General features: G+C 60.7%; 25 protein-coding genes. 9 read left to right on the top strand and 16 right to left on the bottom strand.

Annotated elements, in window-relative coordinates; genetic code table 11:
- Window positions 1–4: 4 nt before the first annotated feature.
- Genes NBH21_RS16905 through NBH21_RS16890 form a run of 4 tightly spaced genes read right to left on the bottom strand, consistent with a single transcriptional unit; the run spans window position 5 to window position 5,132 of the window.
- Window positions 5–556, bottom strand: coding sequence for a sarcosine oxidase subunit gamma (locus NBH21_RS16905; protein ID WP_250915409.1), 552 nt, complete (start codon window positions 554–556; stop codon window positions 5–7).
- A complete protein-coding gene (locus NBH21_RS16900) occupies window positions 549–3,542 on the bottom strand; it encodes a sarcosine oxidase subunit alpha (RefSeq protein ID WP_250915408.1) in 2,994 nt (997 codons plus the stop codon). The genes NBH21_RS16905 and NBH21_RS16900 overlap by 8 nt, the downstream gene beginning before the upstream one ends.
- The gene (locus NBH21_RS16895) at window positions 3,539–3,859 is read right to left on the bottom strand and encodes a sarcosine oxidase subunit delta family protein (protein ID WP_099058842.1); all 321 of its coding nucleotides are present in this window, start codon (window positions 3,857–3,859) and stop codon (window positions 3,539–3,541) included. The genes NBH21_RS16900 and NBH21_RS16895 overlap by 4 nt, the downstream gene beginning before the upstream one ends.
- 19 nt (window positions 3,860–3,878) lie before the next feature.
- On the bottom strand, window positions 3,879–5,132 hold the full coding sequence (locus NBH21_RS16890) for a sarcosine oxidase subunit beta family protein (RefSeq protein WP_250915407.1): 1,254 nt from the start codon (window positions 5,130–5,132) through the stop codon (window positions 3,879–3,881).
- Between the two features lie 300 nt (window positions 5,133–5,432).
- On the opposite strand from NBH21_RS16890, the gene rpsU reads away from it, so the two are divergent.
- Window positions 5,433–5,657, top strand: a complete 225-nt coding sequence (gene rpsU, locus NBH21_RS16885; protein WP_250915406.1) for a 30S ribosomal protein S21 — start codon at window positions 5,433–5,435, stop codon at window positions 5,655–5,657.
- Between the two features lie 213 nt (window positions 5,658–5,870).
- Window positions 5,871–6,659, top strand: coding sequence for a tetratricopeptide repeat protein (locus NBH21_RS16880; RefSeq protein WP_250915509.1), 789 nt, complete (start codon window positions 5,871–5,873; stop codon window positions 6,657–6,659).
- Window positions 6,660–6,811: 152 nt separating this feature from the next.
- Here the strand turns inward: NBH21_RS16880 and NBH21_RS16875 are convergent, their stop codons facing one another.
- The 5 genes from NBH21_RS16875 to NBH21_RS16855 all read right to left on the bottom strand — a co-directional run bounded on the left by NBH21_RS16875 (window position 6,812) and on the right by NBH21_RS16855 (window position 11,635).
- A complete protein-coding gene (locus tag NBH21_RS16875; RefSeq protein WP_250915405.1) occupies window positions 6,812–7,633 on the bottom strand; it encodes an NAD(P)(+) transhydrogenase (Re/Si-specific) subunit beta in 822 nt (273 codons plus the stop codon).
- Complete coding sequence (locus NBH21_RS16870) at window positions 7,626–7,940, bottom strand: hypothetical protein (RefSeq protein WP_250915404.1); 315 nt, start codon at window positions 7,938–7,940, stop codon at window positions 7,626–7,628. The genes NBH21_RS16875 and NBH21_RS16870 overlap by 8 nt, the downstream gene beginning before the upstream one ends.
- 25 nt (window positions 7,941–7,965) lie before the next feature.
- Complete coding sequence (locus NBH21_RS16865; RefSeq protein ID WP_250915403.1) at window positions 7,966–8,190, bottom strand: aa3-type cytochrome c oxidase subunit IV; 225 nt, start codon at window positions 8,188–8,190, stop codon at window positions 7,966–7,968.
- A gap of 170 nt (window positions 8,191–8,360) precedes the next feature.
- Complete coding sequence (locus tag NBH21_RS16860; protein WP_250915402.1) at window positions 8,361–9,077, bottom strand: N-acyl amino acid synthase FeeM domain-containing protein; 717 nt, start codon at window positions 9,075–9,077, stop codon at window positions 8,361–8,363.
- Window positions 9,078–9,334: 257 nt separating this feature from the next.
- The gene (locus tag NBH21_RS16855; protein ID WP_250915401.1) at window positions 9,335–11,635 is read right to left on the bottom strand and encodes a putative bifunctional diguanylate cyclase/phosphodiesterase; all 2,301 of its coding nucleotides are present in this window, start codon (window positions 11,633–11,635) and stop codon (window positions 9,335–9,337) included.
- Between the two features lie 426 nt (window positions 11,636–12,061).
- Between NBH21_RS16855 and NBH21_RS16850 the strand changes: the two genes are divergently transcribed.
- Together NBH21_RS16850 and NBH21_RS16845 are read left to right on the top strand one after the other, a co-directional pair.
- Window positions 12,062–12,601, top strand: a complete 540-nt coding sequence (locus tag NBH21_RS16850) for a TRAP transporter small permease subunit (RefSeq protein WP_250915400.1) — start codon at window positions 12,062–12,064, stop codon at window positions 12,599–12,601.
- Between the two features lie 18 nt (window positions 12,602–12,619).
- Entirely contained in the window at window positions 12,620–14,161 is a 1,542-nt protein-coding gene (locus NBH21_RS16845) for a TRAP transporter large permease (protein WP_250915399.1), read from the top strand.
- A gap of 120 nt (window positions 14,162–14,281) precedes the next feature.
- Here NBH21_RS16845 and NBH21_RS16840 read toward each other — a convergent pair whose 3' ends face one another.
- Window positions 14,282–15,388 (bottom strand): TRAP transporter substrate-binding protein, encoded by a 1,107-nt coding sequence (locus NBH21_RS16840; RefSeq protein ID WP_250915398.1) that lies wholly within the window; start codon window positions 15,386–15,388, stop codon window positions 14,282–14,284.
- 292 nt (window positions 15,389–15,680) lie between these two features.
- On the opposite strand from NBH21_RS16840, the gene NBH21_RS16835 reads away from it, so the two are divergent.
- Window positions 15,681–16,433 carry a gamma-glutamyl-gamma-aminobutyrate hydrolase family protein gene (locus tag NBH21_RS16835; RefSeq protein ID WP_250915397.1) on the top strand — a complete coding sequence of 251 codons (753 nt, stop codon included), beginning with the start codon at window positions 15,681–15,683 and terminating at the stop codon, window positions 16,431–16,433.
- Window positions 16,434–16,464: 31 nt separating this feature from the next.
- On the opposite strand, the gene NBH21_RS16830 is transcribed toward NBH21_RS16835, so the two are convergent.
- The 4 genes from NBH21_RS16830 to NBH21_RS16815 form a co-directional block, all read right to left on the bottom strand.
- A complete protein-coding gene (locus tag NBH21_RS16830) occupies window positions 16,465–16,962 on the bottom strand; it encodes an AprI/Inh family metalloprotease inhibitor (protein WP_250915508.1) in 498 nt (165 codons plus the stop codon).
- Between the two features lie 39 nt (window positions 16,963–17,001).
- Window positions 17,002–17,967 (bottom strand): 2-hydroxyacid dehydrogenase, encoded by a 966-nt coding sequence (locus NBH21_RS16825; RefSeq protein WP_250915396.1) that lies wholly within the window; start codon window positions 17,965–17,967, stop codon window positions 17,002–17,004.
- A gap of 21 nt (window positions 17,968–17,988) precedes the next feature.
- Window positions 17,989–19,005 carry a LacI family DNA-binding transcriptional regulator gene (locus NBH21_RS16820; RefSeq protein ID WP_250915395.1) on the bottom strand — a complete coding sequence of 339 codons (1,017 nt, stop codon included), beginning with the start codon at window positions 19,003–19,005 and terminating at the stop codon, window positions 17,989–17,991.
- Between the two features lie 109 nt (window positions 19,006–19,114).
- Window positions 19,115–19,624: a MarR family winged helix-turn-helix transcriptional regulator gene (locus tag NBH21_RS16815; RefSeq protein ID WP_250915394.1), complete on the bottom strand. Its 510-nt coding sequence runs from the start codon at window positions 19,622–19,624 to the stop codon at window positions 19,115–19,117.
- Window positions 19,625–19,720: 96 nt separating this feature from the next.
- Here NBH21_RS16815 and NBH21_RS16810 point away from each other — a divergent pair, with 96 nt between their 5' ends.
- The 3 genes from NBH21_RS16810 (at window position 19,721) to NBH21_RS16800 (ending at window position 22,761) form a co-directional block, all read left to right on the top strand.
- A complete protein-coding gene (locus NBH21_RS16810; RefSeq protein WP_250915393.1) occupies window positions 19,721–20,548 on the top strand; it encodes a creatininase family protein in 828 nt (275 codons plus the stop codon).
- Between the two features lie 76 nt (window positions 20,549–20,624).
- On the top strand, window positions 20,625–21,719 hold the full coding sequence (locus NBH21_RS16805) for a CobW family GTP-binding protein (protein ID WP_250915392.1): 1,095 nt from the start codon (window positions 20,625–20,627) through the stop codon (window positions 21,717–21,719).
- A gap of 55 nt (window positions 21,720–21,774) precedes the next feature.
- Window positions 21,775–22,761 carry a WD40 repeat domain-containing protein gene (locus tag NBH21_RS16800; protein ID WP_250915391.1) on the top strand — a complete coding sequence of 329 codons (987 nt, stop codon included), beginning with the start codon at window positions 21,775–21,777 and terminating at the stop codon, window positions 22,759–22,761.
- Window positions 22,762–22,805: 44 nt separating this feature from the next.
- Here NBH21_RS16800 and NBH21_RS16795 read toward each other — a convergent pair whose 3' ends face one another.
- Both NBH21_RS16795 and NBH21_RS16790 read right to left on the bottom strand, forming a co-directional pair.
- Window positions 22,806–23,591: an ArsR/SmtB family transcription factor gene (locus NBH21_RS16795; RefSeq protein ID WP_250915390.1), complete on the bottom strand. Its 786-nt coding sequence runs from the start codon at window positions 23,589–23,591 to the stop codon at window positions 22,806–22,808.
- 146 nt (window positions 23,592–23,737) lie between these two features.
- Entirely contained in the window at window positions 23,738–24,421 is a 684-nt protein-coding gene (locus NBH21_RS16790; RefSeq protein ID WP_250915507.1) for an OmpW/AlkL family protein, read from the bottom strand.
- A gap of 298 nt (window positions 24,422–24,719) precedes the next feature.
- Between NBH21_RS16790 and NBH21_RS16785 the strand changes: the two genes are divergently transcribed.
- The gene (locus tag NBH21_RS16785) at window positions 24,720–25,568 is read left to right on the top strand and encodes a hypothetical protein (RefSeq protein WP_250915389.1); all 849 of its coding nucleotides are present in this window, start codon (window positions 24,720–24,722) and stop codon (window positions 25,566–25,568) included.
- Window positions 25,569–25,589 lie beyond the last annotated feature (21 nt).

Below are 25,589 nucleotides of genomic sequence, written 5' to 3'. Positions count from 1 at the left end.
TTTATCAGGCCGCGTCTTCGGCAGCTTCAGCCAGCAGGCCGAATGCATATTCCGCAAACGAGCGCCAGCACTCGACGCGGAAGGTCTCCTCGTCGATCCGGTAGAGCACGATCTCGATCTTGCCGAACACCGTGCGGCTGACGGCACCGACCGGGAAGATGGCGAGCGACAGATCCTGCGGGCAGCCGGCATTGAGTGCATTCACCGCGCCCTTGCCGGAGACGATGATCGCCGTGTTGCGATGGGAGACATCGGTTGCCGAGTGAGCAACGCCCGACGCCGCGCAATCGGCCATCAGGTCGTTACCCTTCTCGTCGATCAGCAGCCATTCGTCCGGGCCGAGCCAGAAGGCGAGCCGCCCCTTGCCCGAGGCGGATGTCTTGGGCTTGACCGGCAGCTTGACGCCGAGGCTCTTGGAAAGAGCCGCCACTTCGTCCGCGCCAGCACGAAGTGCGACACGGGCGGCAGGCTCGGCAGGCGTCAGCTTGACCAGGGGCGAACCGCCATGGAAGCCGGAAAGAACGGTCTTGCGTTCAGCGACGGTAGCATCAGCCATTGATGCGTCCCCCTTCCTTGTCAAAGAATACCGTGTCGGTCACTTCGACCGCGATGGTCTTATCCTTCATCGGCACGTAAAGCGTTTCGCCCTTCCTGGCGCGCCCGTCGACGACGACGGCAAGCGCAATCGAACGGCCGAGATTTTCCGACCAGTAGGAAGAAGTAACGTGACCCAGCATGGTCATCGGCTTCGGCTGGTTCGGATTGGCGACGATCTGGCCGCCCTCCTCCAGCACTTCCTTCGGATCCTTGGTCAGAAGGCCGACGAGCTGTTTGCGGCCCGTCCGGACGAGGTCGGGGCGCTTCAGACCGCGAATACCGACGAAATCCTTCTTCTTTTTGGAGACAGCCCAGCCATAACCGGCATCGTCAGGCGTGACCGTACCATCGGTATCCTGGCCGACAATCAGGTAGCCCTTCTCGGCACGCAGGACGTGCATGGTCTCGGTACCGTAGAGGCAGGCGCCGAGGCTTTCCGCACGCTTCCAGATCGCCTCGAACACGGCCGAACCGTAATCGGCCGGAACGTTGATTTCGAAACCGACTTCGCCGGTAAACGACACGCGGAAGAGACGGGTCGGCACGCCGCAGAACTTGCCCTCGGCAATGCTCATGTGCGGGAAGGCCTCGTTCGAGATGTCGATGCCTTCGACAAAGGGCGCGATGATGTCGCGTGCCTTCGGACCCTGAACGGCGATGACCGCCCACTGCTCGGTCGCAGACGTCAGCCACACCTTGAGATGCGGGAACTCGGTCTGCAGATAGTCTTCCATGTGGTTCAGCACGCGCGGCGCACCGCCCGTCGTGGTCGTCACATGGAAGCGGTCTTCAGCGAGGCGACCGACGACGCCGTCGTCGTAGATGAAGCCGTCGTCGCGGGTCATGATGCCGTAGCGGCATTTGCCGGGCTTCAGCGTGTCCCAGGCATTGGTGTACATCAGGTTCAGGAACTCGGCTGCATCCGGGCCAACGACCTCGATCTTGCCGAGCGTGGTCGCGTTGAACACGCCGGCAGTCTCGCGAACCGTCTTACACTCGCGGTTGACCGCGGCATGCATGTCTTCACCCGGACGCGGATAGTACCAGGCGCGCTTCCAGTTGCCGACATCCTCGAACTCGGCGCCGAGCGACGTTTCAAGATCGTGCATCGGCGTCTTGCGGGTGGGGTCGAACAGGTCGCCACGCGAATGGTTGATCAGCGTACCGAAGGTCACCGGCGTATAGGGCGCGCGGAAGGTGGTGAGACCGACCTTCGGGATTTCCTTGCCGAGCATTTCCGCAGCAATAGCAAGGCCGTGCATGTTGGAAAGCTTGCCCTGATCCGACGCCATGCCGTTGGTGGTGAAGCGCTTGATGTGCTCGATCGAGTGCATGCCCTCGCGAACGGCAAGGCGGATGTCCTTGGCGCAGACGTCATGCTGGAAGTCGATGAACGCCTTGACGTTGCTGTCGCGTCCCGCACCTTCCGCCGCGCCGATCATACCGCCGGTCCAGCCGAAAGCATTGACGCCGGTGGGCGCCTGCGGAGCCGAACCGGCCGCACCTGCGGCCTTGGCCATGGCAGCGCCTGCGGCCGAGCCTTCATCGAGGATCGCCTGCAGATCGTCGACACCGTTGCAGGTGCCGATGCAGATGCTGTCCTGAACGTAGATGTCCGGCAGGAAGCGATCGTTGATCGCATCGAACTTCAGCTTGCCGCGTGACTGCGAGAACAGGTGGACCGAAGGCGTCCAGCCGGCCGAAACGATCAGTGCATCGACCTCGATCTTGCGGGCAGAACCGCCGCCATTGCGCTTGACCGACATGGAGCGGACGCGCAGTCGACCTGAGGTGTCGGCGACATAATGACCGGTCAGCACCTCGATGCCGAGCGAACGGGCTTCCGTCAGCACCTTCTCGCCGGGCTTTTCGCGGCAATCGACGATTGCAGCGATGGTGACGCCCGCCTTGCGCAGGTCGATCGCAGCTTCATAGGCCGAATCGTGCGCGGCATAGACACCGACCTTGGCACCGACGGCGACGCCGTAGTGGTTGAGATAGGTGCGGGCGGCCGAAGCCAGCATGATGCCGGGGCGGTCATTGTTCGCGAAGACCATGTGCCGTTCGATGGAGCCGGTGGCAAGAACCACCTTCTTCGCCCGCACCTGCCAGAGCCGCTCTCGCGGCGCGGTCTTCGAGGGCTTGGCGATATGATCGGTCACGCGCTCGACCAGCCCGACGAAATTGTGGTTGTAGTATCCGAAGGCGGTCGTACGGGTCAGGACCTGAACGTTCGGCATGGCCTTCAGCCGCGCCGCCGTCGCCTGAGCCCAGTCATAGCCGTTCTGGCCGTCGACGGTTGCACCGATGTCGTAATGGAAGGCGCCGCCGACTTCCGGCTGCTCGTCGCAGAGAATGACCTTCGCGCCGGTTTCCGCGGCGGCAACCGCAGCAGAAAGGCCTGCCGCTCCGCCACCGACGACAAGGACGTCGCAATGCACGTAACGGGTGGAATAGTGATCGGGATCTTCTTCCTTCGGCGCGACGCCGAGACCGGCAGCGCGACGGATAAAGGGCTCATAGACCGAATGCCAGAAGCTCTTCGGCCACATGAAGGTCTTGTAGTAAAAGCCGGCTGCGAAGAAAGGCGAGAAGAAGTCGTTGATCTCGCCAATGTCGAGCGATAGCGACGGCCAGCGGTTCTGCGTCTCGACCTTCATGCCGTCGAACACTTCCTGCACGGTGGCGCGGACGTTCGGCTGCCGACGGGCAGCGTCACGGGAAATGTCGAGCAACGCGTTCGGCTCTTCCGGACCGGCGGTCAGAATGCCGCGCGGACGGTGATACTTGAACGAGCGTCCGGCGAGGTGCATGCCATTGGCCAGCATGGCGGAGGCGACGGTATCGCCCTCGAATGCGGTCAGGCTGCGACCGTCGATGGTGAAGCGTGCGGTGCGGGCGGGCGTCAGGCGACCCTTGCCGGCGATACGATTGGCGCCGCTCATTTCGACGCTCCCTTCTGGTCGGCGGACGGGAGGAAGGCGGAAACATCCGGCTTCGGCTCACCGGCCTTGTAGGTCAGGTGGATCTTGTCGCTGACGGTGTCGCGAACCGCGTTGAAGAAGCGACCGCAGCCGCTCATGTGGCGCCAGCGTTCGAAGATGAGGCCCTTCGGGTTGTCGCGGAAGAAGAAGAATTCGGCGAATTCCTCATCGGAGATGTCGGCGATGTTGGCCGGGCGGACGATATGCGCCTCGCCGGCGGAGCGAAACTCGAGCTCGGAGCGCTCTTCTTCGCAATATGGGCATTTGATGATCAGCATGATGGGCGATCCTTCGAAATCAGTGCGCCACGGCGGCCGCTGCCGCCTCGTCGATCAGACGGCCGGTGCGGAAACGGTCGAGCGTCAGGCCAGCGGCAAGGCGATGGGGTTCGCCCCGGGCGATCAGATGGGCGAAGAGGTTCGCCGAGCCCGGCGTCGCCTTGAAGCCGCCGGTACCCCAGCCGCAATTGACGAAGAGGCCCGGAACCGGCGTCACGCTCTGGATCGGCGAACGGTCGGAGGTGTTGTCGGTGATGCCACCCCACTGGCGCATCATCTTGACGCGACGGAACATCGGGAAAAGCTCGCAGATGGCATCCAGCGTGTGCGTGATGATCTGCAGGCCGCCGGTCTGCGAATAGGAATTGTACTGGTCGGTACCCGCGCCGATGACGAACTCGCCCTTGTCCGACTGGGAGATATAGGCATGCACCGTGTTGGACATGACCACGCAGGGGAAGATCGGCTTCATCGGCTCGGACACCAGAGCCTGCAGCGGTTGGCTCATCAGCGGCACGCGCACGCCGGCCATTCCCATGACGACCGTGTTGTGACCCGAGGCCGAAACACCGATCTTCTTCGCGCCGATGAAACCGCGCGTCGTATCGACGCCCGTCACCTCTCCATTCGGCCCGCGGCGGATGCCGGTGACCTCGGTGTTCTGAATGATGTGAACGCCACGGTCGGAAGCCGCGCGGGCATAACCCCATGCCACCGCATCGTGACGAGCCGTGCCGCCGCGGCGCTGGAGTGCCGCGCCATTGATCGGGAAGCGCGCCGTCTTGGAAATGTCGAGCGGCGGGCAAAAATCCCTCGCCTGCTCCGGCGTCAGCCACTCATTGTCGATACCGTAGAGGTTGTTGGCATTGATGTGGCGCTTGAAGGACTGCATGTCATGGACATTGTGCGACAGCATCAGAACGCCGCGCGGCGAGTACATGACGTTATAGTTGAGCTCCTGGCTCAGCCCTTCCCAGAGCTTCAGCGAGTGCTCGAAAATGTCCATGCTTTCTTCATAGAGATAGTTGGACCGGATGATCGTGGTGTTTCGGCCGGTATTGCCGCCGCCGAGCCAACCCTTCTCAATCACCGCGACATTGGTGATGCCGTGCTCCTTGGCAAGGTAGTAGGCTGCTCCGAGACCGTGGCCGCCGCCACCGATGATGATGACGTCGTAGGACTGGCGCGGCTCGGGAGAGACCCACTGGGCCTCCCAGCCCTTATGGGCACGGAGCGCCTCGCGTGCTACGGCAAAGACCGAATATTTGCGCATTCGCCTCAAACTCCTGTAGGTTCAGGCAATTGGGTAGGACCAAACAAGTCGCAAATCAATATGCGTCATGACGGTCATTTTGCGACGCATTGACGACCGGCTTTCGACACGCCCGACTTATCCTCAAGCGCTGCAAACTTTTTTATCCGCAGGGCTAGCAGTCTCCGTATGGACTTCCATGACGTGATCTGATAATTGGCGTCCCCAATCGACGGCCTTCTGGCTGAGCGAAGCTATACTATTTCCGTCGACTCGGATATCGGCGGATTGCCAACTCAAAACCTAAGGAACGGGATAGACGTGCAGGTACTTGTCCGCGACAACAACGTTGATCAGGCGCTCCGCGCTCTCAAGAAAAAGCTCCAGCGCGAAGGCGTTTTCCGCGAAATGAAGATGCGCGATTACTACGAGAAGCCCTCGGAAAAGCGCGCCCGCGAAAAGGCTGAAGCCGTTCGCCGCGTTCGCAAGCTGGCCCGCAAGCGCGCCCAGCGCGAAGGCCTCATTGCGGCACGTCCCGGCCGTTGATCGGTCGTTTTTTGGACGTTTTCCGATGATCTAAGGGCGGAGGCGAAGGGTTCGCCGCCGCTCTTTTGATATTCAGCTCCACGTGCTGCCCCGCCAAGAATCTGATGCGGACGGTGCGTCCGAACGATGGCAGTCATGACCGCACAGCTTCTTTCTCAGTCTCTCGAAACCCTTTCCGCCCGCAGCCTTCGGCGCGGTGGCCTTGCCGTTGCAATGATCACGGCTCTTGGCCTTGCAGGGTGCCAGACGACCGAAACGTCGGACATGATCAAGATCGACCGCGATCAGGGCTCGCAGGAAAATATCGCCTCGCTCTCGCAGGTCATCAGCACCAACCCGAACGATCCGGAAGGCTACAACGTCCGCGGATCGGCTTACGGCCGTGCCGGCCAGTTCAGCAAGGCGCTGGCCGACTTCAATGTCGCATTGCAACTGAACCCCAATTTCTATCAGGCTTACGCCAACCGCGCGCTGGTCTATCGCAATATGGGCAAGCCGGTCGAAGCGGCAGCGGACTATAACGCCGCTCTCAAGATCAATGCGAACTACGACGTCGCCTATATCGGCCGCGGCAACATCTACCGCCAGGCTGGCCGCATCGATGAGGCCTTCAGCGATTTCAACCGCGCCATCCAGCTCGACACCACGGATGGCCGCGCCTACCACAATCGCGGCCTGATCTATCAGGTGCGCGGCCAGCACGACAAGGCGATCGACGATTTCTCGAAGGCAATCTCGCTCTCGCCGAGCTCGCCTGAGCCGTATAACGGTCGCGGCGTCTCCTATGTCGCCCTGAACGACGACGAAAACGCATTCGCCGACTTCAACCACGCGATCGAGCTGAACGACCGGATTGCAGAATCCTGGGCCAACCAGGCGCTGATCTACGAGCGCCGCGGCGACAAGGCGCGCGCTGCCAAGTCCTATTCGCACGCACTCCAGCTTGACCCGAAATACGCACCCGCCAAGCAGGGCCTCGCCCGCACCCGCGGCGGCGTCTGATCTCCCCCGACAGATCAAGAAACTGGCTTCGACCGTTTAGAAAATGACAAACAAAAACAAGCGTTGCGGAACCCGACCGCAGCGCTTTTTTCGTATTCGTGTACGGGCCTTATCGCGGCCTGCGCTCATCGGAGGGAATGCTATCCCGCGTCCTATTCGACGATAAGGCAGAAGGGGCCAAGCGAGTGTTCGCGGCACATCGTCCGGTAACGGGCGATCATGATCGCCCCGGCCAAGCCACCCGCAACAATCAGCGCAATGCTGGCAAAGGCAAAGCCTATGGCCGCCGTCGCGAGCCCACCAAAGGCTGTGAGCACGACAGCCGCAAGAGGCAGCTTGCGGTCGTCGGCGGAAAGCACCACGACAATCCCCGTTGCGGTTGAAAGCATGGCCGTCAGCAGGAAGAAGCCGGGCACCAGCCAGACTGCAAACAACACGAGCGCAATCGCGGCCAGACCGACCAAAACCAGCCGGAACGGCTCAAGCGAATGAAGCCGCCTCGACAGGCCGAACCTCAGCCGACGAAACACCAGCGACATGCCTCCGCCAAATGCGGCAGCACCAAAAAGGGTTGCGACAGCAGTCCCTAGCGAGCGCTCGAACTCGGTTGCGATCATACGGTCGCCCCAGAACAGCGGCCCGGTATTCACCACGGAAAACGACAGCAGAACGGCAACCAATCCATGCAGGGCCAGCAGGCCGGCAAGCAATTGCGCTATTTTCTTCGAAGGCGTTGCCAGCGCAAGCCAACCACCGAGGCTACCGCCCACGGCAAGAGCAAGAAACCCGATCAGCCATCCGCCGAACGTCGGCTCCGCCGCCATAAGACCAATCATGATGCAAAGTGTCAGCGCAAAGCCGACGAGCCAGAAATCGGCCTTACCCGGCGCATGCGACCTGTTGGCACGGCCGATGGAAAAAATGAGGAACGCAATCGCCGCAAGCTCCGCCACCGCGGCCAGGCCACTACCCATTGCGCCCACCCTTGTCTTCAGCTGAAAATCCCGGGCCGGTGCGCCAGGCAAGAATAAGGCCGGACACAAGCCCGGCCGATGAAAGAGCAAGAGCTATAAAGGCAATCGTACGGCCCATGCCACTCGGCAGTCTGCCCGTGGCATAGACGGAGGCCGCCGCCAACGCCGCCGCGAGAAGTCCCGCAGCCAGAACGAGCGTGTTGCGAAAGTCGCGCTTTGTCCCAGCCCCGAGCGCGAGACCGGCAACGACGGCCAGTGCGAACACCGCCAGCCGAAAGAGAAACGGATCGGAAGCTTCTGAAAGCATCGAGGCGCTCGGTACCGGGATATGTTCAGCGCAGCAGGAAGATGCCGGCAGCGCTCAGGACGATGAAGATAAGGAGGCCACCGAAGAAGCCGGCGCCACCAATGAAGCCCGCTGCCATGGCGATCATCAGGGCGACCAGAAGTGCCGTTCCGTACTTCGTGCCGGCAATGAAAAGATCATAGGTCTTCTCATGCTCGGCGTAGTTCATCTGCGCTCCCGTTTCGACCGGACCCGCGTGATGTTCACTCATGCTTCATCTCCCCTCGTGCAAGCGCTTTCCAGGCGCTCTCAAAACCCGCGACGCTTATCTGCCTGACAGAGACTCCCTAAGCGTCGCCTCCACGTAAGGAGATACACAATGCCGCAGGCAAGCGCAATCCGGCCCCTCCCCCGGGCCTAACGAACGGTAGATAGCACGCGTCAATAATCCAGCCCGGCGACCGCACCGGCGATGAAGCCCTTCGCAACCAACCGGGCCGATGGCAACACAGTCAGCGGAGCGAGCGCCGGCTCGCCGCCACGCTCGAACATCAACCGTCGCTCATGGACGCCGGAATCGAAAAACGGATAGCGTTGCAGGAGCCGGTCGCCGGTCGTGTGAGTGTTGGTGGCGAGCAGCGTAAGCTCGAAACCATAGATATCGGCCATGCGGCGCTCGACCACGGTATCGGCATAGAACACGCGCTTGTAGAAGGCCGCATGCGCCGGGCGCACATGCTGCAGCACACGATCGGCCTTGAAGTAAGCGGCGGCAACGATGCTCGGACGCAGCGTAATATAGGGAATGACAGGCAGCTCCGCAGCAACGGCGGGGTCGGCAGCAAACCGCGCCGGATCGATCAGCGTAAGACCGGCGTTCAGGAAGTTTTCCATGGCGTCGGGAAACACGCCTGCCGATTGCGAGACGCGATGGTCCGGCGTCACATGATGCAGGCGGATGGTGCTGACAAGCTGCTCGAAATAATACACCCCGAACACATAAGCATGATCGTCGAAGTCGGCCTCGTCAATGAGGCTGGAGGCCGAGACCGGCAGCACTTCGGCTGCCTTGTAGGCCTTGTAGCGCAGGCGCTCAATGTCTTCCATGTCTTCGCCGGTCTCGATGCGACGATACTCGATGTCATCGAGTATTCGCATCAATCTCTGGGCGAATCCGTCCCCTTCCGAAGGCGCCATGCTCTTGCCGTCTCGCTGATGATTAACGAATTGTTAAGCATAGCTATCACGGGGAATGCCCCTCAGACACCTGCTAGGATTAGTGGGTTCCCGCGTTAATTCCTTGTTAAGGTTAACAATTGGTAAACGCCGATGCTCGCGCGAAGACCTTCGGCGACGAACGAGCCAACAAGCGGGCATGAACTGTCAGAAATTGGAACGCGCGAAGATTGGAGCGGTCAGGCGACGTAGGTGCGGGCCTCAAACTGCTTGCTCTCGGCAAGCCGACTGAGTTCTTCGATCTCGCTGGAAGGTATGGGCGTCGAATAGACATAGCCCTGTATCAGATCGGCGCAATTATACTTGATGAGCAGCGCCAGTTGCTCCCGCGTCTCCACACCCTCGACCACAATCTGCAGGTTGAGACCTCGTGAAAGCGTGACGATGCCGCGCAGAAGGTTGAGGCGACGCACATCCTCGCAGATGTTGCGCACGAAGGAGCGATCGATCTTGACCACGTCGACCGGCAGCGTGTCGAGATAGCTGAGGCTGGAGAAGCCCGTACCGAAATCGTCGATGGCGATGGTGATGCCGTAGCCCCTCAACTGCTCGAGGATCAGCCGCACCGTCGACAATTCCTCGATCAGACTGCTTTCGGTGACTTCAAGATGCAGCCGCCCCGGTGCAAGGCCGGTTTCGGCCAGCACAGAGGTCACGGTGTCGATGATGAGTTCGTTGCGAAGGTCCTGCATCGAGAGGTTGACGGAGACGGAAATATGCTCCGGCCATGCCATGCAGTCGCGGCAGGCCTTCATGATCACCTGACGGGTGATTTCCGAAACGATGCCCATCTCCTCGGCCACCTGAATGAAGACATTCGGGGGGATCGCCCCCTTCTCGGGATGCGTCCAGCGGGCAAGCGCTTCGCAGCATTCCAGTGCGGAGCCATCGGGCTTGAACATCGGCTGATAGGCGACGCTGATGTCGCCGGCATCGACGGCCACGCGCAGGTCCGTCTTCAACCTCTGCCGCTCCACATAGCGGGCATCCATCTCCTCCGCGAAGAAGACAAGACGACCCCTGCTGCGGGATTTGGCCTCGTAGAGGGCCAGATCCGCCTTGATCTGCCACTCCTCCATCCGGAATTCGGCACTGTCGAGAATCACGCAACCGGCGGAGAAGGTTACCGCGATATGCAGCCCCTCGACTTCATAGCTGCCGGCAATGCGCTCATGAATCGAACGCATCCGCGTATCGAGATCAAGCTCCCCCTCGCGGCCGGGAAAGAACAGCACGAACTGGTCTCCGACGAAGTGCCCGACGATCGCCTCGCCGGCGGCAAGCTCGAGAAGCCGGTTTGCGATGGCGACCAGCAGACGGTCGCCCGTTATATGGCCCTTCATGTCGTTGACATGTTTGAACTCGTCCACGTCGAGTACCATGAAGCCGACCTGCCCCAAGTCCTCCTGCTGCGCGACCTTGTCTTTTACCAGATCACAGAAATAGGCGCGCTGCGGCAGACCGGTCAGCGAATCGTAACGCACCATGTGCAGGATCTTGCGGTCGGCCCGGATACGCGCCGTCACATCCTCGAAAATAAGCACCACGCCCCCCTCGGGACGCCGGCTTGCCGAGAACTCGAGGATGAGATCTTCGGAAAACTGCATCACCGCGCGGGAGGTACTACCGTCGATCAACTGGGCCAGCTGTTTCTGGATCAGGCTGGGCATAGAACCGTCGACAAAGGTGTGGCGAACGCCATAGCGCAGCACCACGTCGAGATCGCAGTTCGTCAGCCGCTTGCGATCGCCGAGATGCAGGAGTTCGCAGGCTTTGCGGTTGATGACCTCAATGCGATTGTGCGGATCGAGCATGACAAGCCCATGGGTCATGTTCGTAAGAGCCGTGTCGAAGCGCCCTGCGATCTTCTCCATTTCCTGCGATGCGATGACGTTCGCGTAGAGGAATTCCCGCACCCCATTGGCCATGGCCCTCGTCGTCAGACCGAACGGAATGAGCATAAGGGACAGGAGCGCCTTGTAGAAATCCTGGGCGAGAAGACTGCCGATGACCATGGGCAGGCAACAGGCGAGCGTCTGAAGATCGACGGCGAGGCGGGAACCGTAGTTACGCCCGACGACAGAGACCATCGAGGCCATTGTGACGGCAATAGCTGCCAGTTCGGCGAAACTGTCCTGCAGCACGAAGATGGCGTAGCCGCTGCCGGTACCGAGAATGGCAGCCGTCGAAGCGGCCCCCAGCACATAACGCCGCTCCCACAGGCGTATTTCGCTCCGCGTCAGTTGCAACTTGTCCGTCTGCTCGAAACGCGAAAACCAGTAGATGCGGTTGGCGAAGACGATGACGAAGCCGGCGCAGAGCGCGAGATAGAAGGCATCGCCGCTTTTCGAATAGATGGCAAGGAACGTCAGGATATGGACGACCATCCCCGTAAACAGCGTATTGCGATTTTCGAAAAGCGAGCTGACGAAGGACAGATAAACGTCCGTCGGCACAACCTTCCTGCTTCGAACCTTCATCCATGGCCTCCTTGGTGTGGGCGACGTTAGGCAAGACGGTTTAAAATTCGCTTTCCGACATATGAAAAAGGCAACCTATTCCAATTATTGATCACAGCCGTCGTCTTACGCGACAAAATCGACAATCTCGTCACGACACAACCTGCCCGATAAATTGACAAATCGCAATTTATCAACGGACAATTCCTTAAGATCCGACCAACGCAAACCGACCGGCTGCACTGGCTTGGGGCGACTTCGGATCAGGGAGGAAATGTCATCGTGGAATGGCGATCTTTCGGGACACTCCCGACAGGCCTCGTTCCCGCAGCGGCACTGTCCGTTTTCGATATAGACATAAGACGAAAAGCCCTGAAAACGTTGGGGTTCACCGGTTGCGCGCAAACCGGCCTTGATCTAATGACAGAGTTGCAAGAGGGGGAGACAATGAGCATCCTGCTATCGTTCAGTCGGGCTATCGACGCCGTCAGTGCATTCGTCGGGAAAATTGCGGAGTATCTCGTATTGTTGTGCTGTCTGATCAGCGCCGGCAATGCGATCGTCCGCTATGCAATCAACTACAGCTCCAACGGCTGGCTGGAGATCCAGTGGTATCTCTTCGCCTTCGTGGTCATCCTCGGAGCCTCGCATACCCTGCGCAACAACGAGCATGTCCGCGTCGACCTGATCTATGGATCGGCCTCCGAGCGCGGCAAGCTGTGGATCGACATCTTCGGCCTCACCTTTCTGCTGCTGCCGGCCTGCATCTACCTGACTTGGCTGTGCTGGCCATTCTTCGCACTGTCCTTTCACGAGGGGGAAATCTCCTCGAATGCGGGCGGCCTCATCCGTTGGCCCGTAAAGCTCATGATCGTCTCGGGCTTCGGCCTCCTGACCCTTCAGGGCATCTCCGAACTGATCAAGCGCATATCGGCCCTTACCGGCCATATCCAGATCGACACCAAATACGAAAAACCGCTGCAGTAACGGTCTGGGAGAGAAGCCTTGTTTGATTACGGTATCATTCCGCCGGCAATGTTCTTGGGCATGGTCATTTTCATGCTCTACGGTTTCCCCGTCGCCTTCTCGCTTGCAGCGGTCGGCCTCTTCTTCGGCGTGATCGGCATCCTCACCGGCCATTTCAGCGATCTGTTCCTGCAGGCGCTGCCGTTACGCTTCTTCGGCATCATCTCCAACGACCTGCTGCTGGCCATTCCCTTCTTCACCTTCATGGGAGCCATTCTCGAGCGCTGCGGCCTCGCGGAAGACCTGTTGGAGGGAACCGGCAAGCTGTTCGGCGCCATTCCTGGCGGTCTGGCCTACGCCGTCATTCTGGTGGGCGCGGTTCTTGGCGCGATCACGGGTACGGTTGCGGCCTCCGTCATCACCATGGGCGTCATTTCTCTGCCGATCATGCTGCGCTACGGCTACAACCCGCGGCTGGCGACGGGCGTCATTGCCGCCTCGGGTACGATCACACAGGTCATCCCGCCATCGCTGGTTCTCGTCGTGCTCGCAGACCAGCTGGGCAGATCCGTTGGCGACATGTATCTCGGCGCCATCGGCCCCTCCATCCTGCAGGTCACGATCTTCACGCTCTACATTCTGGTGCTGTCGATCCTCAATCCGAAGTCCATGCCTCCGCTTCCCAAAGAGGTTCGCGGCGAGCTGAACTGGGCGTTGGTCGGCAAAGTGCTGGCCGGCATGCTGCCGTCCATCGTGCTCATCTTCCTCGTGCTCGGCACGATCTTCATGGGCCTCGCCACTCCGACGGAAGCCGGCGCGCTCGGTGTCGTCGGCGCGATGGCGCTTGCCGCCCTGCACCGCCGCCTGACATGGCCCCTCATTCAGGAGGCCATGCGCTCCACCATGGGCATCACCTCCATGGTGGTGATGATCCTGATCGGCTCCACGTGCTTCAGTCTGGTCTTCCAGGGCATGGACGGCTCGCTTTGGATCGAGCATATGCTTTCCGGTATTCCCGGCGGCCCGGTCGGCTTCCTGATCTTCGTCAACATCTTCATCTTCATTCTGGCGTTCTTCCTGGACTTCTTCGAAATCGCCTTCATCGTCGTGCCGATGCTGGCGCCGGTCGCCTCGGCGCTCGGCATCGACCTGATCTGGTTCGGCGTCCTGCTCTGCGTCAACATGCAGACCAGCTTCATGCACCCGCCATTCGGCTTCGCCCTCTTCTACCTGCGAAGTATAGCCTCACGGGACGTGAAGACCTCGGACATCTACATGGGTGCCCTGCCCTGGGTCGGTATGCAGCTCCTGCTGGTCGCCATCCTCATCTTCTGGCCGGAATCGGTCACCATGTGGCTCGACAAGGGACCGCAGGTGGATCTGAACAACGTCAAGATCGAGGTCCCGGGCTTCGGTGCCGGCGGCGGCATGTCTCTGCCGCCGCTTGGCACCGACGGCGGAAACGGCGCGCCCGGCGGCTTCGGTCTGCCGCCGCTCGGCTCCGATGGCGGCCTGCCCGGACAGGCGCCGGCAACCGGCACGCCATCCATGGACCTCAGCCAGCCGCCAGTCATAAAGTAAGCTGGACGAAAAAACGAAACAGCGCCTCTGCGGGCGCTGTTCTTCTTTTCAGCAGGTAAACAAAAAGGCCCCGGATGCCGTGTCCGGGGCCTTCCTTTTTCTTAACCGGAACTGCAGGCTTTAAAGCTTGCCCGCGCGCTGCTGGATCATCATGAAGGTATCGAAGGTGTATTCACCGAGCTGCGCCCACAGATAGGCGTCCTTCTTGAAGGCAAGCTGGTCTTCGTAGACCTTCTTGAAGGTCGGGCTCTGTGCCGAGAGTTCCGCATAGATGCCGAGCGCCGACTGGTAGCAGGCTTCCATGATCTCCTGGCTGAAGGGACGAAGCACCGTGCCTTCGGCGACGAGCTGCTTGAGCGCATGCGGGTTCTTCGTGTCGTACTTTGCCGTCATGTTGGTGTTGGCATAGGCGCACGCGTCCGCGAGGATCGCCTGATAGTGCTTCGGCAAGCCGTTATACTTCTCCAGATTGAAGAAGCCGTGGACGACCGGACCGCCTTCCCAGAAACCCGGATAGTAGTAGTACTTGGCCACCTTGTGGAAGCCGAGCTTGGCGTCATCATAGGGACCGACGAATTCGGCCGCATCGATCGTGCCCTTTTCGAGTGCCGGGTAGATGTCGCCGCCGGCAAGCTGCTGCGGCACGACGCCCACCTTTTCCAGAACCTTGCCGGCCAGACCGGCGATACGCATCTTCAGGCCCTTGAGGTCATCGACGGTGTTGATCTCCTTGCGGAACCAGCCCCCCATCTGCACACCGGTATTGCCGGCCGGCAGACCGTAGAGGCCCTGCGTCGCAAAGAACTCATTCATCAGCGTATTGCCGTTGCCCTGATAGTACCAGGCGTTCTGCATACGGGCATTGAGGCCGAAGGGGATGGCCGTGCCGATGGCGAAGGTAGGCTCCTTGCCCCAGAAATAATAGGACGTGGTATGAGCAGCTTCGACCGTGCCGGCTGCGACCGCGTCCACGGCCTGAAGGCCCGGCACGATTTCGCCGGCGGCAAAGACCTGAATGTTGAAGTTTCCGTCAGTGGCTGCCGCCACCCGCTCGGAAATATCCACCGCGCCGCCATAGATCGTATCCAGCGACTTCGGGAACGACGACGTCAGCCGCCACGTGATCTTGGGATTTTCCTGTGCAATGGCAGGTGCGGCAAGGACTGTTGATGCGGCAACGCCCGCGCCCGTCACGCCTGCTTTTTTTATAAATGAACGACGATCCATGTAATGACCTCCCAATCATGGTTTGCGCCACCGGCTGGTTTCTTGCGCCTCCTCCAGGCAGCAATAATGGCGAGATGATCATTTTTTCCAAAGCGTTTCAAGCTGCAGTACAATAGCCTTTCGGCGCATATCCATGTCGCAAGCTGCATTGCGAAAACAACAAGTATTTCGCCCCGAAAGACTTCGTGCAGCGTCGGGAAAAGTGCTTCGTCGGAATTTTGCCGTAATCTGACATTGACTTCCCCGCCAACCTGCCTTTCAACAATTCCCGACTGCCCTTCCGGAGACCATCATGCCCAAGCCGATCATTGCCGTTCCCGCCGATATTCGCGAATTCGACGGAACCACTTGGCATGCGGCCCAGAATCAATACGTCCGTGCAGCCCTCAAGGTCGCGGATGTCATGTCCTTCATCATTCCCGCCTTCGAGGCCGGCAACGATACGGATGCCCTTCTGGATCGCGTCGACGGCCTGCTCGTGTCCGGTTCGGCCACCAACGTTCATCCCTCGCTCTATGGCGGCGAATTCAGGGAAAGCGACGGCCCCTTCGATCCCGCCCGCGACGCCACCACCCTGCCGATGATCCGCCGCGCCATCGAACGTGGCATTCCCCTGCTCGCGATCTGCCGTGGCATTCAGGAACTGAACGTCGCGCTCGGCGGCACGCTGGCGACGGAGATCCAGGAGCAGGAAGGTGTGTGGGACCACCGCAAGCCCCAGCACGCGGACCGCGACGTGATGTACAGCATCCGTCAGGATGTCGTCGTCGCCGAAGGCTCCTGCATTGCCCGTTATCTCGGCACCGGTCGTATTCCGGTCAATTCGCTGCATCGTCAGGCGATCTCGAAGACCGCTCCGAGCCTTCAGGTCGAAGCCATCGCCGATGACGGTACGATCGAAGCCGTGTCCGTGATCGGCGCCAAGGGCTTCGCGATCGGCGTACAGTGGCATCCGGAATACTGGGCAGAAAGCGACAAGCCGTCCCGTGCCATTTTCGAAGCCTTCGGCGACGCCGTACGCGATTACGTGAAGGCTCGCGGCTAAGCCATCGTGCTTTCAGGCACGCTCTGAAAGATCATTCAGGCAGCATTTGCAGGGCAACGCCGGCTCCAGCCGGCTTCACCGCCTCGTAGGCCAGCCCCTTCTTCCGTGCCAGCGTCAGGACAGGCTGCCCCGAGCCATTGGCAAGTGTCACACTGCCACCCTCGTCCTGCGACCAGCTCCGAACGCTCGACAGTTTCGGCCAGACGTCATCGCACTCCCGGGGCGCGGAAAAGCTGCGATTGCGGCTCTGGAGGGTACCGCCCCGCTCAGCAATGCAGGTCGTCTTCGTCACGGTATTGGAGATCGAAAACTCGGCCGGCGGCGCGATGATGGAGCCGTTCGTATTGGCGCGAATGGAGCCGGAGACGACCGGGTCGAAAGCCGCACCGGACGCACGGGCGCCATCCTGCCGCCAGCCATAGACGGCCGCCGCCGCGACACCGGCAATGAAAAATCCGCCAGTCAATACGATTATATAGGCCTTCACCCGCCGCCCCCAGCCGAAAATCGCATATTCATCTGCGATCATGCCCACGCAAGCTTGCGGAAAGCTGGAGGCAACAGCGTATCAAGCCGATTCCTGCCGCATCTCCGGCACCGGCGTCAGTGCCTTCCCCGTCGTGAACCAGGAAATCAGGTTATCAGCCACGAGGTCGGCCATCGCATTGCGCGTCGGGATTGAAGCCGAAGCGACGTGCGGCAGGAGAGAGACATTCGGTAGGCCGATCAGTTCCTGCGGCACATTGGGCTCGTTTGCGAAAACGTCCAGCCCCGCGGCCGCAATCGTCCCGTCCCTCAACGCCGCAATCAGCGCTGCCTGATCGACCGTCGTGCCGCGGCCCACATTGATCAGCACGCCATTAGGCCCGAGCGCCTTCAGAACCTCGGCATTGATCGAGCCCGTGGTCTCAGGCGTCTTCGGCACGATGGAGATCAGCGTATCCACCGTCTCCGCAAGGCTGAGGAGGCTGGAGTGATAGGTGTAGGGCACGTCCGCACGGGGCCGCCGGGTATGATAGCTGATCTTCACCTTGAACGGTTCGAGGCGACGCGCGATCTCGATCCCGATCCGGCCAAGGCCCTGCAACCCGACACGCCTTCCCTTCAGCGAAAGCGGCGTCAGCGGATAATGTCCTTCCGACGCCCACCGTCCCTGACGAAGCCAGGCTTCGGCCTGCGGCAATTGCCGCACGGTATTGATGAGCAGGGCAACGGTCGTATCGGCAACCTCGTCATTGAGGACATCCGGCGAATTCGTCACCATGATATCGCGTGCCGTGGCGGCACTGACATCCACCCCGTCATAACCCACGCCGAAGTTGGAAATGATCTCCAGCTTCGGCAGCCGCGCAATCCACGACGCTGGAAGGGCCCCTGAAACGGCAACCCCACGCACCTGTGCAGCTTCCTCGTCGGAAATGTCGAGCGTCGGCCCATGGGGCACGGCAATGATATCGAACAACTCGTTCAGCCGGGCGATGACGCGAGGATTGATGTAGCCGGGCACGAGGATTGCGACACGGTCTTTGGTCATGCTCGAACTGTCCTGTCTGTCTCAGCGTTTGATGGGGCCGGTCGACTGACGGATACGCATTTCCGGTTTGATGAGATGAATGCCGTCCGGCTCATGACTGCCCGCCAGCTTATCCAGAAGCGCGCGCGCTGCAAGCCGTCCGACTTCTGCCTGACCATTCCAGACTGTGGTCAGCGCCGGCGTGGCAATGGAGGCTTCCTCCAGATCGTCATAGCCGGTGACCGAGATATCCTTGCCCGGAACCAGCCCGGCGCGGGCAATGCCGTTCATCAAACCGATGGCGACGAGATCGTTCCAGCATACTGCCGCCGTGGGTTTCTGCGGCAGGGAAAGGAAGTTGACCGCCGCCTCGAAGCCGCCCTGCTTGGTGCGCGGGCCGGGAATACGCAGGTTCGGATCCACCTCGATCCCCGCCTTGCGCAGCGCGCTGACATAGCCCTGATAGCGGTCGCGGCCCGTTGAGGTCTGGTCAGTGCCGCCGATCATCGCGATGGTTCGGTGGCCGAGACCGATCAGGTGGTTGGTGGCCAGCGAAATACCGTAGCTGTCGTCACCGCGATAGATCGGCACATCGACGCCATCCATCGAACGGGCAACGAAAATCGCCGGCATGCCGTTGTCCTCGGCGAGACGCACGTCCTCGGGCGGCGTTCCGATCGCCGGCGACATGATGACGCCGTCGCCTCCGAGCTGCAGCAGCGTTTCGATGAACATGCGCTGCTTGTCGACGGAATCGTAGTGGTTCGAAAGGATGAAGGTATGGCGGCTACGGTCCAGCTCGCTCTCGATCGCCTTCAGGATTTCACCGTAGAACGGGTTCATGATGTCATGCACCACGACACCGATGATGCCCGAGCGCGAGGTTCGCAGGCTGGCTGCGCGGCGGTTATAGATATAGCCGAGGGTGCGTGCCTGCTCCTTGATCTTTTCCCGCGTATCGGCCGCAACCAGCGGACTGTCGCGCAAGGCGAGCGATATGGTTGCGGTCGACAAACCGAGCGATTCGGCAATCGTTGAAAGCTTGACCTTCTGAGCCACTGTTCCTCCCCCGTGACTGGCAATTTCCTCGCCGGCTATCCGGCGGAACGCTTAAATTTTTTAATTAAAGATTTTAAGCGCGTATTTCAATTCATTCTTTAGCCGCCCCTCAGCGTTTCTCCGGATCGCCCCGCAGATTTTCCTCCACGGTTACCAGCAAGCGGGCCAGTGCCTTCACCTCCTTGCCGGACAAGCCCTTCGTCGCCACGCGCTCGCAATCGTCGGCCGCACTCGCGATACGCTCGATGCTGTTGCGCCCCTCTTCCGTCAGATAGACCTTGGTCAGGCGTGCATCCTTGTCGTCGGCGCGGCGCATCACGAAGCCCTGCGCCTCCATGCGGCCAATGGTGCGCGTCATGGTCGGCGCCTTGACGCCGAGCCGCTGAGCAAGCGCGCCGGGCGTAATGCCGTCCTCTTCCCCGAGAAGCTGCATCACGCCGTCCTGCCCGGCATAAAGGCCGCTATCGGCGAGATTGTGGGAAAGCCTTGTGCGCAGGGTACGGGCAAGCTGGGTAACCAGAACGGTCAGCGGCACACCGGCGGTGCCGGCGTCCTTCTTCTTGCCGCCCTTGTTCTTCTTCTCGCCTTTGTCCTTGTCGCTCTTGTCTTTTTTGGACATTCTGCCTCCCGCACCGCCCGATGGCGGCCTTGCTGCTTAGCGCCGGCTGAAACTCTGGCGTTGAAATCCATAACGAAAATAGAAGACAGAAACCAGATGGCGAAGCCCCGACCGCACTTCCATGACAACGACTTGACTGCGCCTGTGGAAGAACGCCGCGACTGGATCGCCGTCCTACCGCTCGGTGCCCACGAGCAGCACGGCCCCCACCTGCCTTTCGAAACTGACACCCTGATCGCGGCAGGCATTGCAGAACGGCTGATTGCCGAACTCCCGCAGGACCTGCCCGTCACATTCCTGCCCGTAGAACCTGTCGGCTATTCGCCCGAGCACATGGACGTCGAGGGCACGAAAAGCCTCGCCTTCGACGAGGCGGTCAACCGCTGGCTGGCGACAGCCGAAGACCTCTCCCGCAAGGGCATCCGCAAGCTCGTCCTCCTGAATGCCCATGGCGGCAATTCGCCGCTGATGACCATCGTCATCACGGAAGCACGGGTGCGCTTCGATATGCTGGCGGTCGCCACGAGCTGGACACGCTTCGGCGTGCCGGAAGGCATCATTTCGCCGGAGGCCAAGGCGATCGATATCCATGGCGGCCTGATCGAGACGTCGGTGATGCTTGCGCTCCATCCCGAACGGGTCGACATGTCGAAGGCCCGCGACTTCCCCTCCCGGCAAACCCGATTTGCCGAAACGTTCAGCCATCTGCGCGCCTACGGTCCGCACGCCTTCGGCTGGAAGATGTCCGATCTCAACGGGCAAGGTGTTGCCGGCAATGCGGCCGCGGCCACTGCCGAGACGGGAGAAAAGCTGATCGCCAATGCCGTGAGGGGCCTGACCGAACTGCTGAGGGACGTTCACCGCTTCGACATCGATACTTTTGTCTGCGCGGTTGAAAACCGCTCCCCTGAACAAAGCCTTTGAACTCGTCCGAGCCAGCCCCTATATGGGGTAACACCATTACGGCGCACCCCGCGCCATCCACCTCATCGAGGACCCCATGACCGAAGCTGCCGCAAAACCCATTCCCGTCACCGTGTTGACCGGCTACCTTGGCGCCGGCAAGACGACGCTTCTCAACCGCATCCTTTCCGAGAACCACGGCAAGAAATATGCGGTCATCGTCAACGAGTTCGGCGAAATCGGCATCGACAACGACCTCATCGTGGAATCCGACGAGGAAATCTACGAAATGAACAACGGTTGTGTCTGCTGCACCGTACGCGGCGACCTGATCCGTGTCGTCGAAGGACTGATGCGCCGTCCGGGCCGTTTCGACGGCATCATCGTCGAGACCACCGGCCTTGCCGATCCGGTGCCGGTCGCCCAGACCTTTTTCATGGATGACGATGTTCGCTCCAAGACCGAACTCGACGCCGTCGTCGCTCTGGTGGACGCCAAGCATTTGCCGCTACGCCTGAAGGACAGCCGCGAGGCGGAAGACCAGATTGCGTTTGCCGATGTCGTCGTCATCAACAAGACGGACCTCGTCAGCCATGACGAACTGCACCGCATCGAGGACATTGTCCGCGCCATCAACCCGTCGGCCCGTATCTATGCAACCACCCGTTCCGGCGTCGATCTTGCCCGCGTACTGAACCAGGGCGCCTTCAACCTCGAGCGCGCCCTCGAAAACGACCCGCATTTCCTCGATCATGACGACCCGGACCATGTCTGCGGCCCCGAATGCGGTCACGACCACCATCATCACCACGACCATGATCATGACCACCATCATCACGATCACGACCATGGCCACCATCACCACGACCACGCCCCTTCGCCGATCCATGACGTGACGGTCACCTCCATCTCGCTGCGCGGCGGCGAAATGAACCCTGACCGTTTCTTCCCCTGGATACAGAAGGTCACCCAGACCGACGGCCCGAACATCCTCCGCCTCAAGGGCATCATCGCCTTCAAGGGCGACGAGGAACGCTATGTCGTGCAGGGCGTGCACATGATCATCGAAGGCGATCACCAGCGTGCGTGGAAGGATGGCGAGAAGCGCGAGACCCGTCTCGTCTTCATCGGCCGCAATCTCGACCGCGAAAAGCTCGAAAAGAGCTTCCACGCCTGCGAGGCTACGGCATGACGCCGAAGCATGCGACACGTTCTGCAATAACCATGACTGAAGGAAAGACTGGCTGATGCCGACGGTTGCCCCTCTCGACCTCGAAGGTCACGTCGTCACCTGCGTATTCCTCGGAGACATCCCCGTCTTTGCCACCGCCGCCGGCACGATCCATCGTCTCGACGGCGGCGAAAAGGTGACGGAAGCCCATCAGGGCCTGCTCGCCTGCGTCAAGGACTTGTCCAACCAGACCCTCGTCACCGGCGGGGAAGACGGCAAGGTGCTGCGCATCGCCCATGACGGTTCGGTCACCGAGCTTGCCCATGTCCCGCGCAAGTGGATTTCCGTTGTCGCTGCTGGCCCGCAGGGCGCGGTCGGCTATGCCTACGGCAAGGTTGCCCATGTCCGCCTCGCCGATGGCACGACGAAGGACTTCACCGAAGAGCGCACCGTGGAGGGCATCGACTTCGCCCCCAAGGGCATGCGTATTGCCGTCGCCCGCTACAACGGCGTGACCCTTCATTGGGTCGGCACCAGCGGCGCGCCGGTCGATCTGGAATGGAAGGGCGCCCATACCGGCGTCACCTTCTCGCCTGATGGCCGCTTTGTCGTTACCACCATGCAGGAAAATGCGTTGCATGGCTGGAAGCTCGACAGCAAGGCCTCCGACGCCCGTCACATGCGCATGACCGGCTATCCCTCGAAGGTGAAGTCTCTCTCGTGGTCGGTGAAGGGCAAGTGGCTAGCCTCATCAGGAGCGCCCGCGGCCATCGTCTGGCCCTTCTCCGGCAAGGACGGCCCGATGGGCAAGGCGCCGCTGGAACTCGGCACCCGCGCCAACATCATGGTGAGCCAGGTCGCTTTCCATCCGGCGGAAGAAGTGCTCGCCATCGGCTTCATCGACGGCATGATCCTCGCCGTCCGCATCGCCGACGGCAAGGAAGCGCTGCTGCGTCGCCCAGGCAAGGGAGCGATCACCTCGCTGGGCTGGAGCGCCAACGGCAAGCTCGTTGCCTTCGCATCCGACGCCGGCGATTGCGGCGTCATCGACATCACAGCCTGATGTCCCGGCGGCGGCCCGAATGACCGACCGCCGCCGGAACAATATCAGACAGCCCGTTCGAGCATGAAGGGCACTCCGGTCTCGGCAAGCGTCTTGAGCCGCGACAGGGACTCCGGCCAACCGCCAACCACGGCCTTGCTGGTCGCGGTTTCGCCGCCGAAATCGTCATGCACCAGCGTCAGCTTGCATGCCTTGCCTGGCAGCGGTTCGATTTCAAAAACCACCCTCGACGGCTTGTCGGCAGCGACATCCGGCGCCCACTGGGCGCTGAAGGTCAGAACCAGCCGGCGCGGTGGTTCGATCTCGACGATCTTTCCGCAAATCGCTACCCGCTCGCCCATCATCCAGGCGTAATCGCCCTCGGCACGCCAGTCCGTCCGCGACGTCATGTTGAAGTGCTGCCAAAGCGGCGTCTGCTCATCGGTGGTTATGATTTCCCAAACGGTCTCCGCGGATGCACGGATATAGAGTTCGTAGACATGCTTCGGCTGAATTTCGCTCGTCATCTCTTTTTCCTTTTCCATTGTCTCGGCAATCGACTTGATGTCGGCCATCGTCCGGACAAACGGCACCGCATAACGGGCAATCCAGCGATCGCTGACCTCCTGAATAGGTACGGCATTGAGGAAGTGAAGCTTCTCCCGCCCGGCCTTCCGCGACACCACGAGATGCGCCGCCTCGAGCACCTTCAAATGCTTCATCACCCCGAACCGGCTGACGGGGAGGTGGCTTTCGAGGTCGCCGAGCGTCCGTCCGCCCTTCTCCTTCAGGAGATCCAGCAGCTCACGCCGCAGCGGATGGCTGAGAGCAAAGAAGACATCATCATCCATGGACCGGAAAATATGTGACTCATTGGTCACATGTCAAGACACGCGTTCGAAAGAGGGCGGAGAGTTCAAAATCAAGATAGCAATAAGAAAAGGCCGGAGGCGAAGCCCCCGGCCTTTCCGCATTCAGGCAATTCCTGATCCGGAGATCAGAAGCGGTAGGTTACACCGGCGCCGATCAGCCACGGATCGAGCTTGGCGCTGCCCTTGAGGTCCGTGCCGCCAACGGTGACGTCAAAGTCGGGCTTCAGGAAGATCTTCTTCACGTCGAAGTTCAAGCCCCAGTGGTCGTTGACCATGTAGTCGAAACCGACCTGTACGGCTGCACCGAAGGTGTTCTTGATGTCGAGGTCGTCAGCGGACTTGGCATCCTGGCTGTAGAACATCGTGTAATTGATACCTGCGCCGACATAGGGCTTGAAGGCGCCGAAGTCGGTGAAGTGATACTGCAGGGTCAGCGTCGGGGGCAGAAGCCAGGTGCTGCCGATCTTGCCGAGGCTCTTGATCGAGTCTTCGCCGTAAACATTGGCGCGGGTCGTGCCGAGGATGAGTTCAGCAGCGATATTGTCGGTGAAGTAGTAGGTGATGTCGAGTTCCGGGATGACCGAGTCGCTGTAGGACAGGTCGGAATTGGCGACGCCATTGACCTTGCCTTCGTCGTTGGTGATGACGCCGAGACCACGAACGCGGATCTGCCACGGGCTGAGCGCAGAAACGGCGGGCGCTTCCGGCGTCGGCTCGGCAACCGGCGATACGTCCGCCGCGCTGGCCGCCTGGCCGATCAGCAGGAATGCAGTGGTTGCAGCAAGGGCGCTGATCCGCCTCGTCCACATCATGGTCATAGATCTCTCCTTATGAATAAAAGGCTTTTGCCGCGGACGAATATGGACCCATTCGGATCGTGCGGGTTGAGCTAAATCAATGCGGTGGGCGTCGACGGCCCCACGGCAAAGGCAAAAGTCGCACCTGTCACAATTTCGCCACAGCCAGAATTGACGGATGATAAAAATGTAGCATGCGCCGTATTTTTTTGCCTTTCCGGCACCAGGTCCGCCGCCAACAAGACTCATTTCAGGCGGAGTGATTCTCGGATAGAATCTCGCAAGCTCCTGAACCGGACGATCGATCCCGATGCGCGCTTCACTCTATTCCGCTACCTTCATGTTGCTGCTGGCGATGTCACCCACATCCACGAAAGCGGCAGAACCCGAACTCGCAGGGCTTGGCGATGGCGTACCCGGCGCATCCTCGGCGACCTTCTTCGATCTCGCGCGCAGCTTCGTGACCGATCTTCAGCCTGATGGAATGGGCTGGACCGGACATGCTCTCGACGCCAAGCTTTCGAAAAGGCTTGATCTGGAAACGGACTGGCCCGAAGGGCTTGCGATTGACGGTGTGGAAACCGTAACGTTTGGCAGCGGCGAGAACCGGCGCCTTGCCGTGCTGTTCGACTTCGGCCCGTTGTCCGAGGAACCGCTGGCGCCCGCGATCCTTGCACTCTACACGACCGCCGGCGAGCCGCAATTGCTCGACGCCGTTGATGTCGGCCTCGATCGCGAGACGGGACTGGTCGAGCCGGGCGTACTCGATCTCGGTGACGGCTCGCAGGCAATCATCAGCGAAAGCAGCCACTGGAATTCGAACCAGACTTACCGGACGACCAGCATCGTACTGGCGGACGCAAACCACCTGCAGAGTGTCGATGACATCCTGACCCTCTCGGAGCGCTACTGCGGTCTGAACCGCCTGCAGGAACCTGTGATTTCGGTGGAGCCGGAAAAGACAGGCGGACGGGCCGCCATTCGCGTCGAGGTAACGCTGCGCGACGAGAAGGTCGAGGAAAGCTGCGATACGCAGGAAAAGCCTTCCGAAGCCCGTACTGTCTCCGTGGTTTATCACTGGAACGGCGCGACGAAGACTTACGAACCGGATTCGCAGGATATCAAGATCTTGGAAGACGAAAACGAGAAGCGGTTCTGAGGCGAACCCGTGCCCTCCGCA

The sequence above is a fragment of the Ciceribacter sichuanensis genome (assembly GCF_024055605.1).
Taxonomy (GTDB): Bacteria; Pseudomonadota; Alphaproteobacteria; order Rhizobiales; family Rhizobiaceae; genus Allorhizobium; species Allorhizobium sichuanense.
Note: the sequence above shows the minus strand (reverse complement) of the source record. Positions and strands in the feature narration are given on the sequence as shown.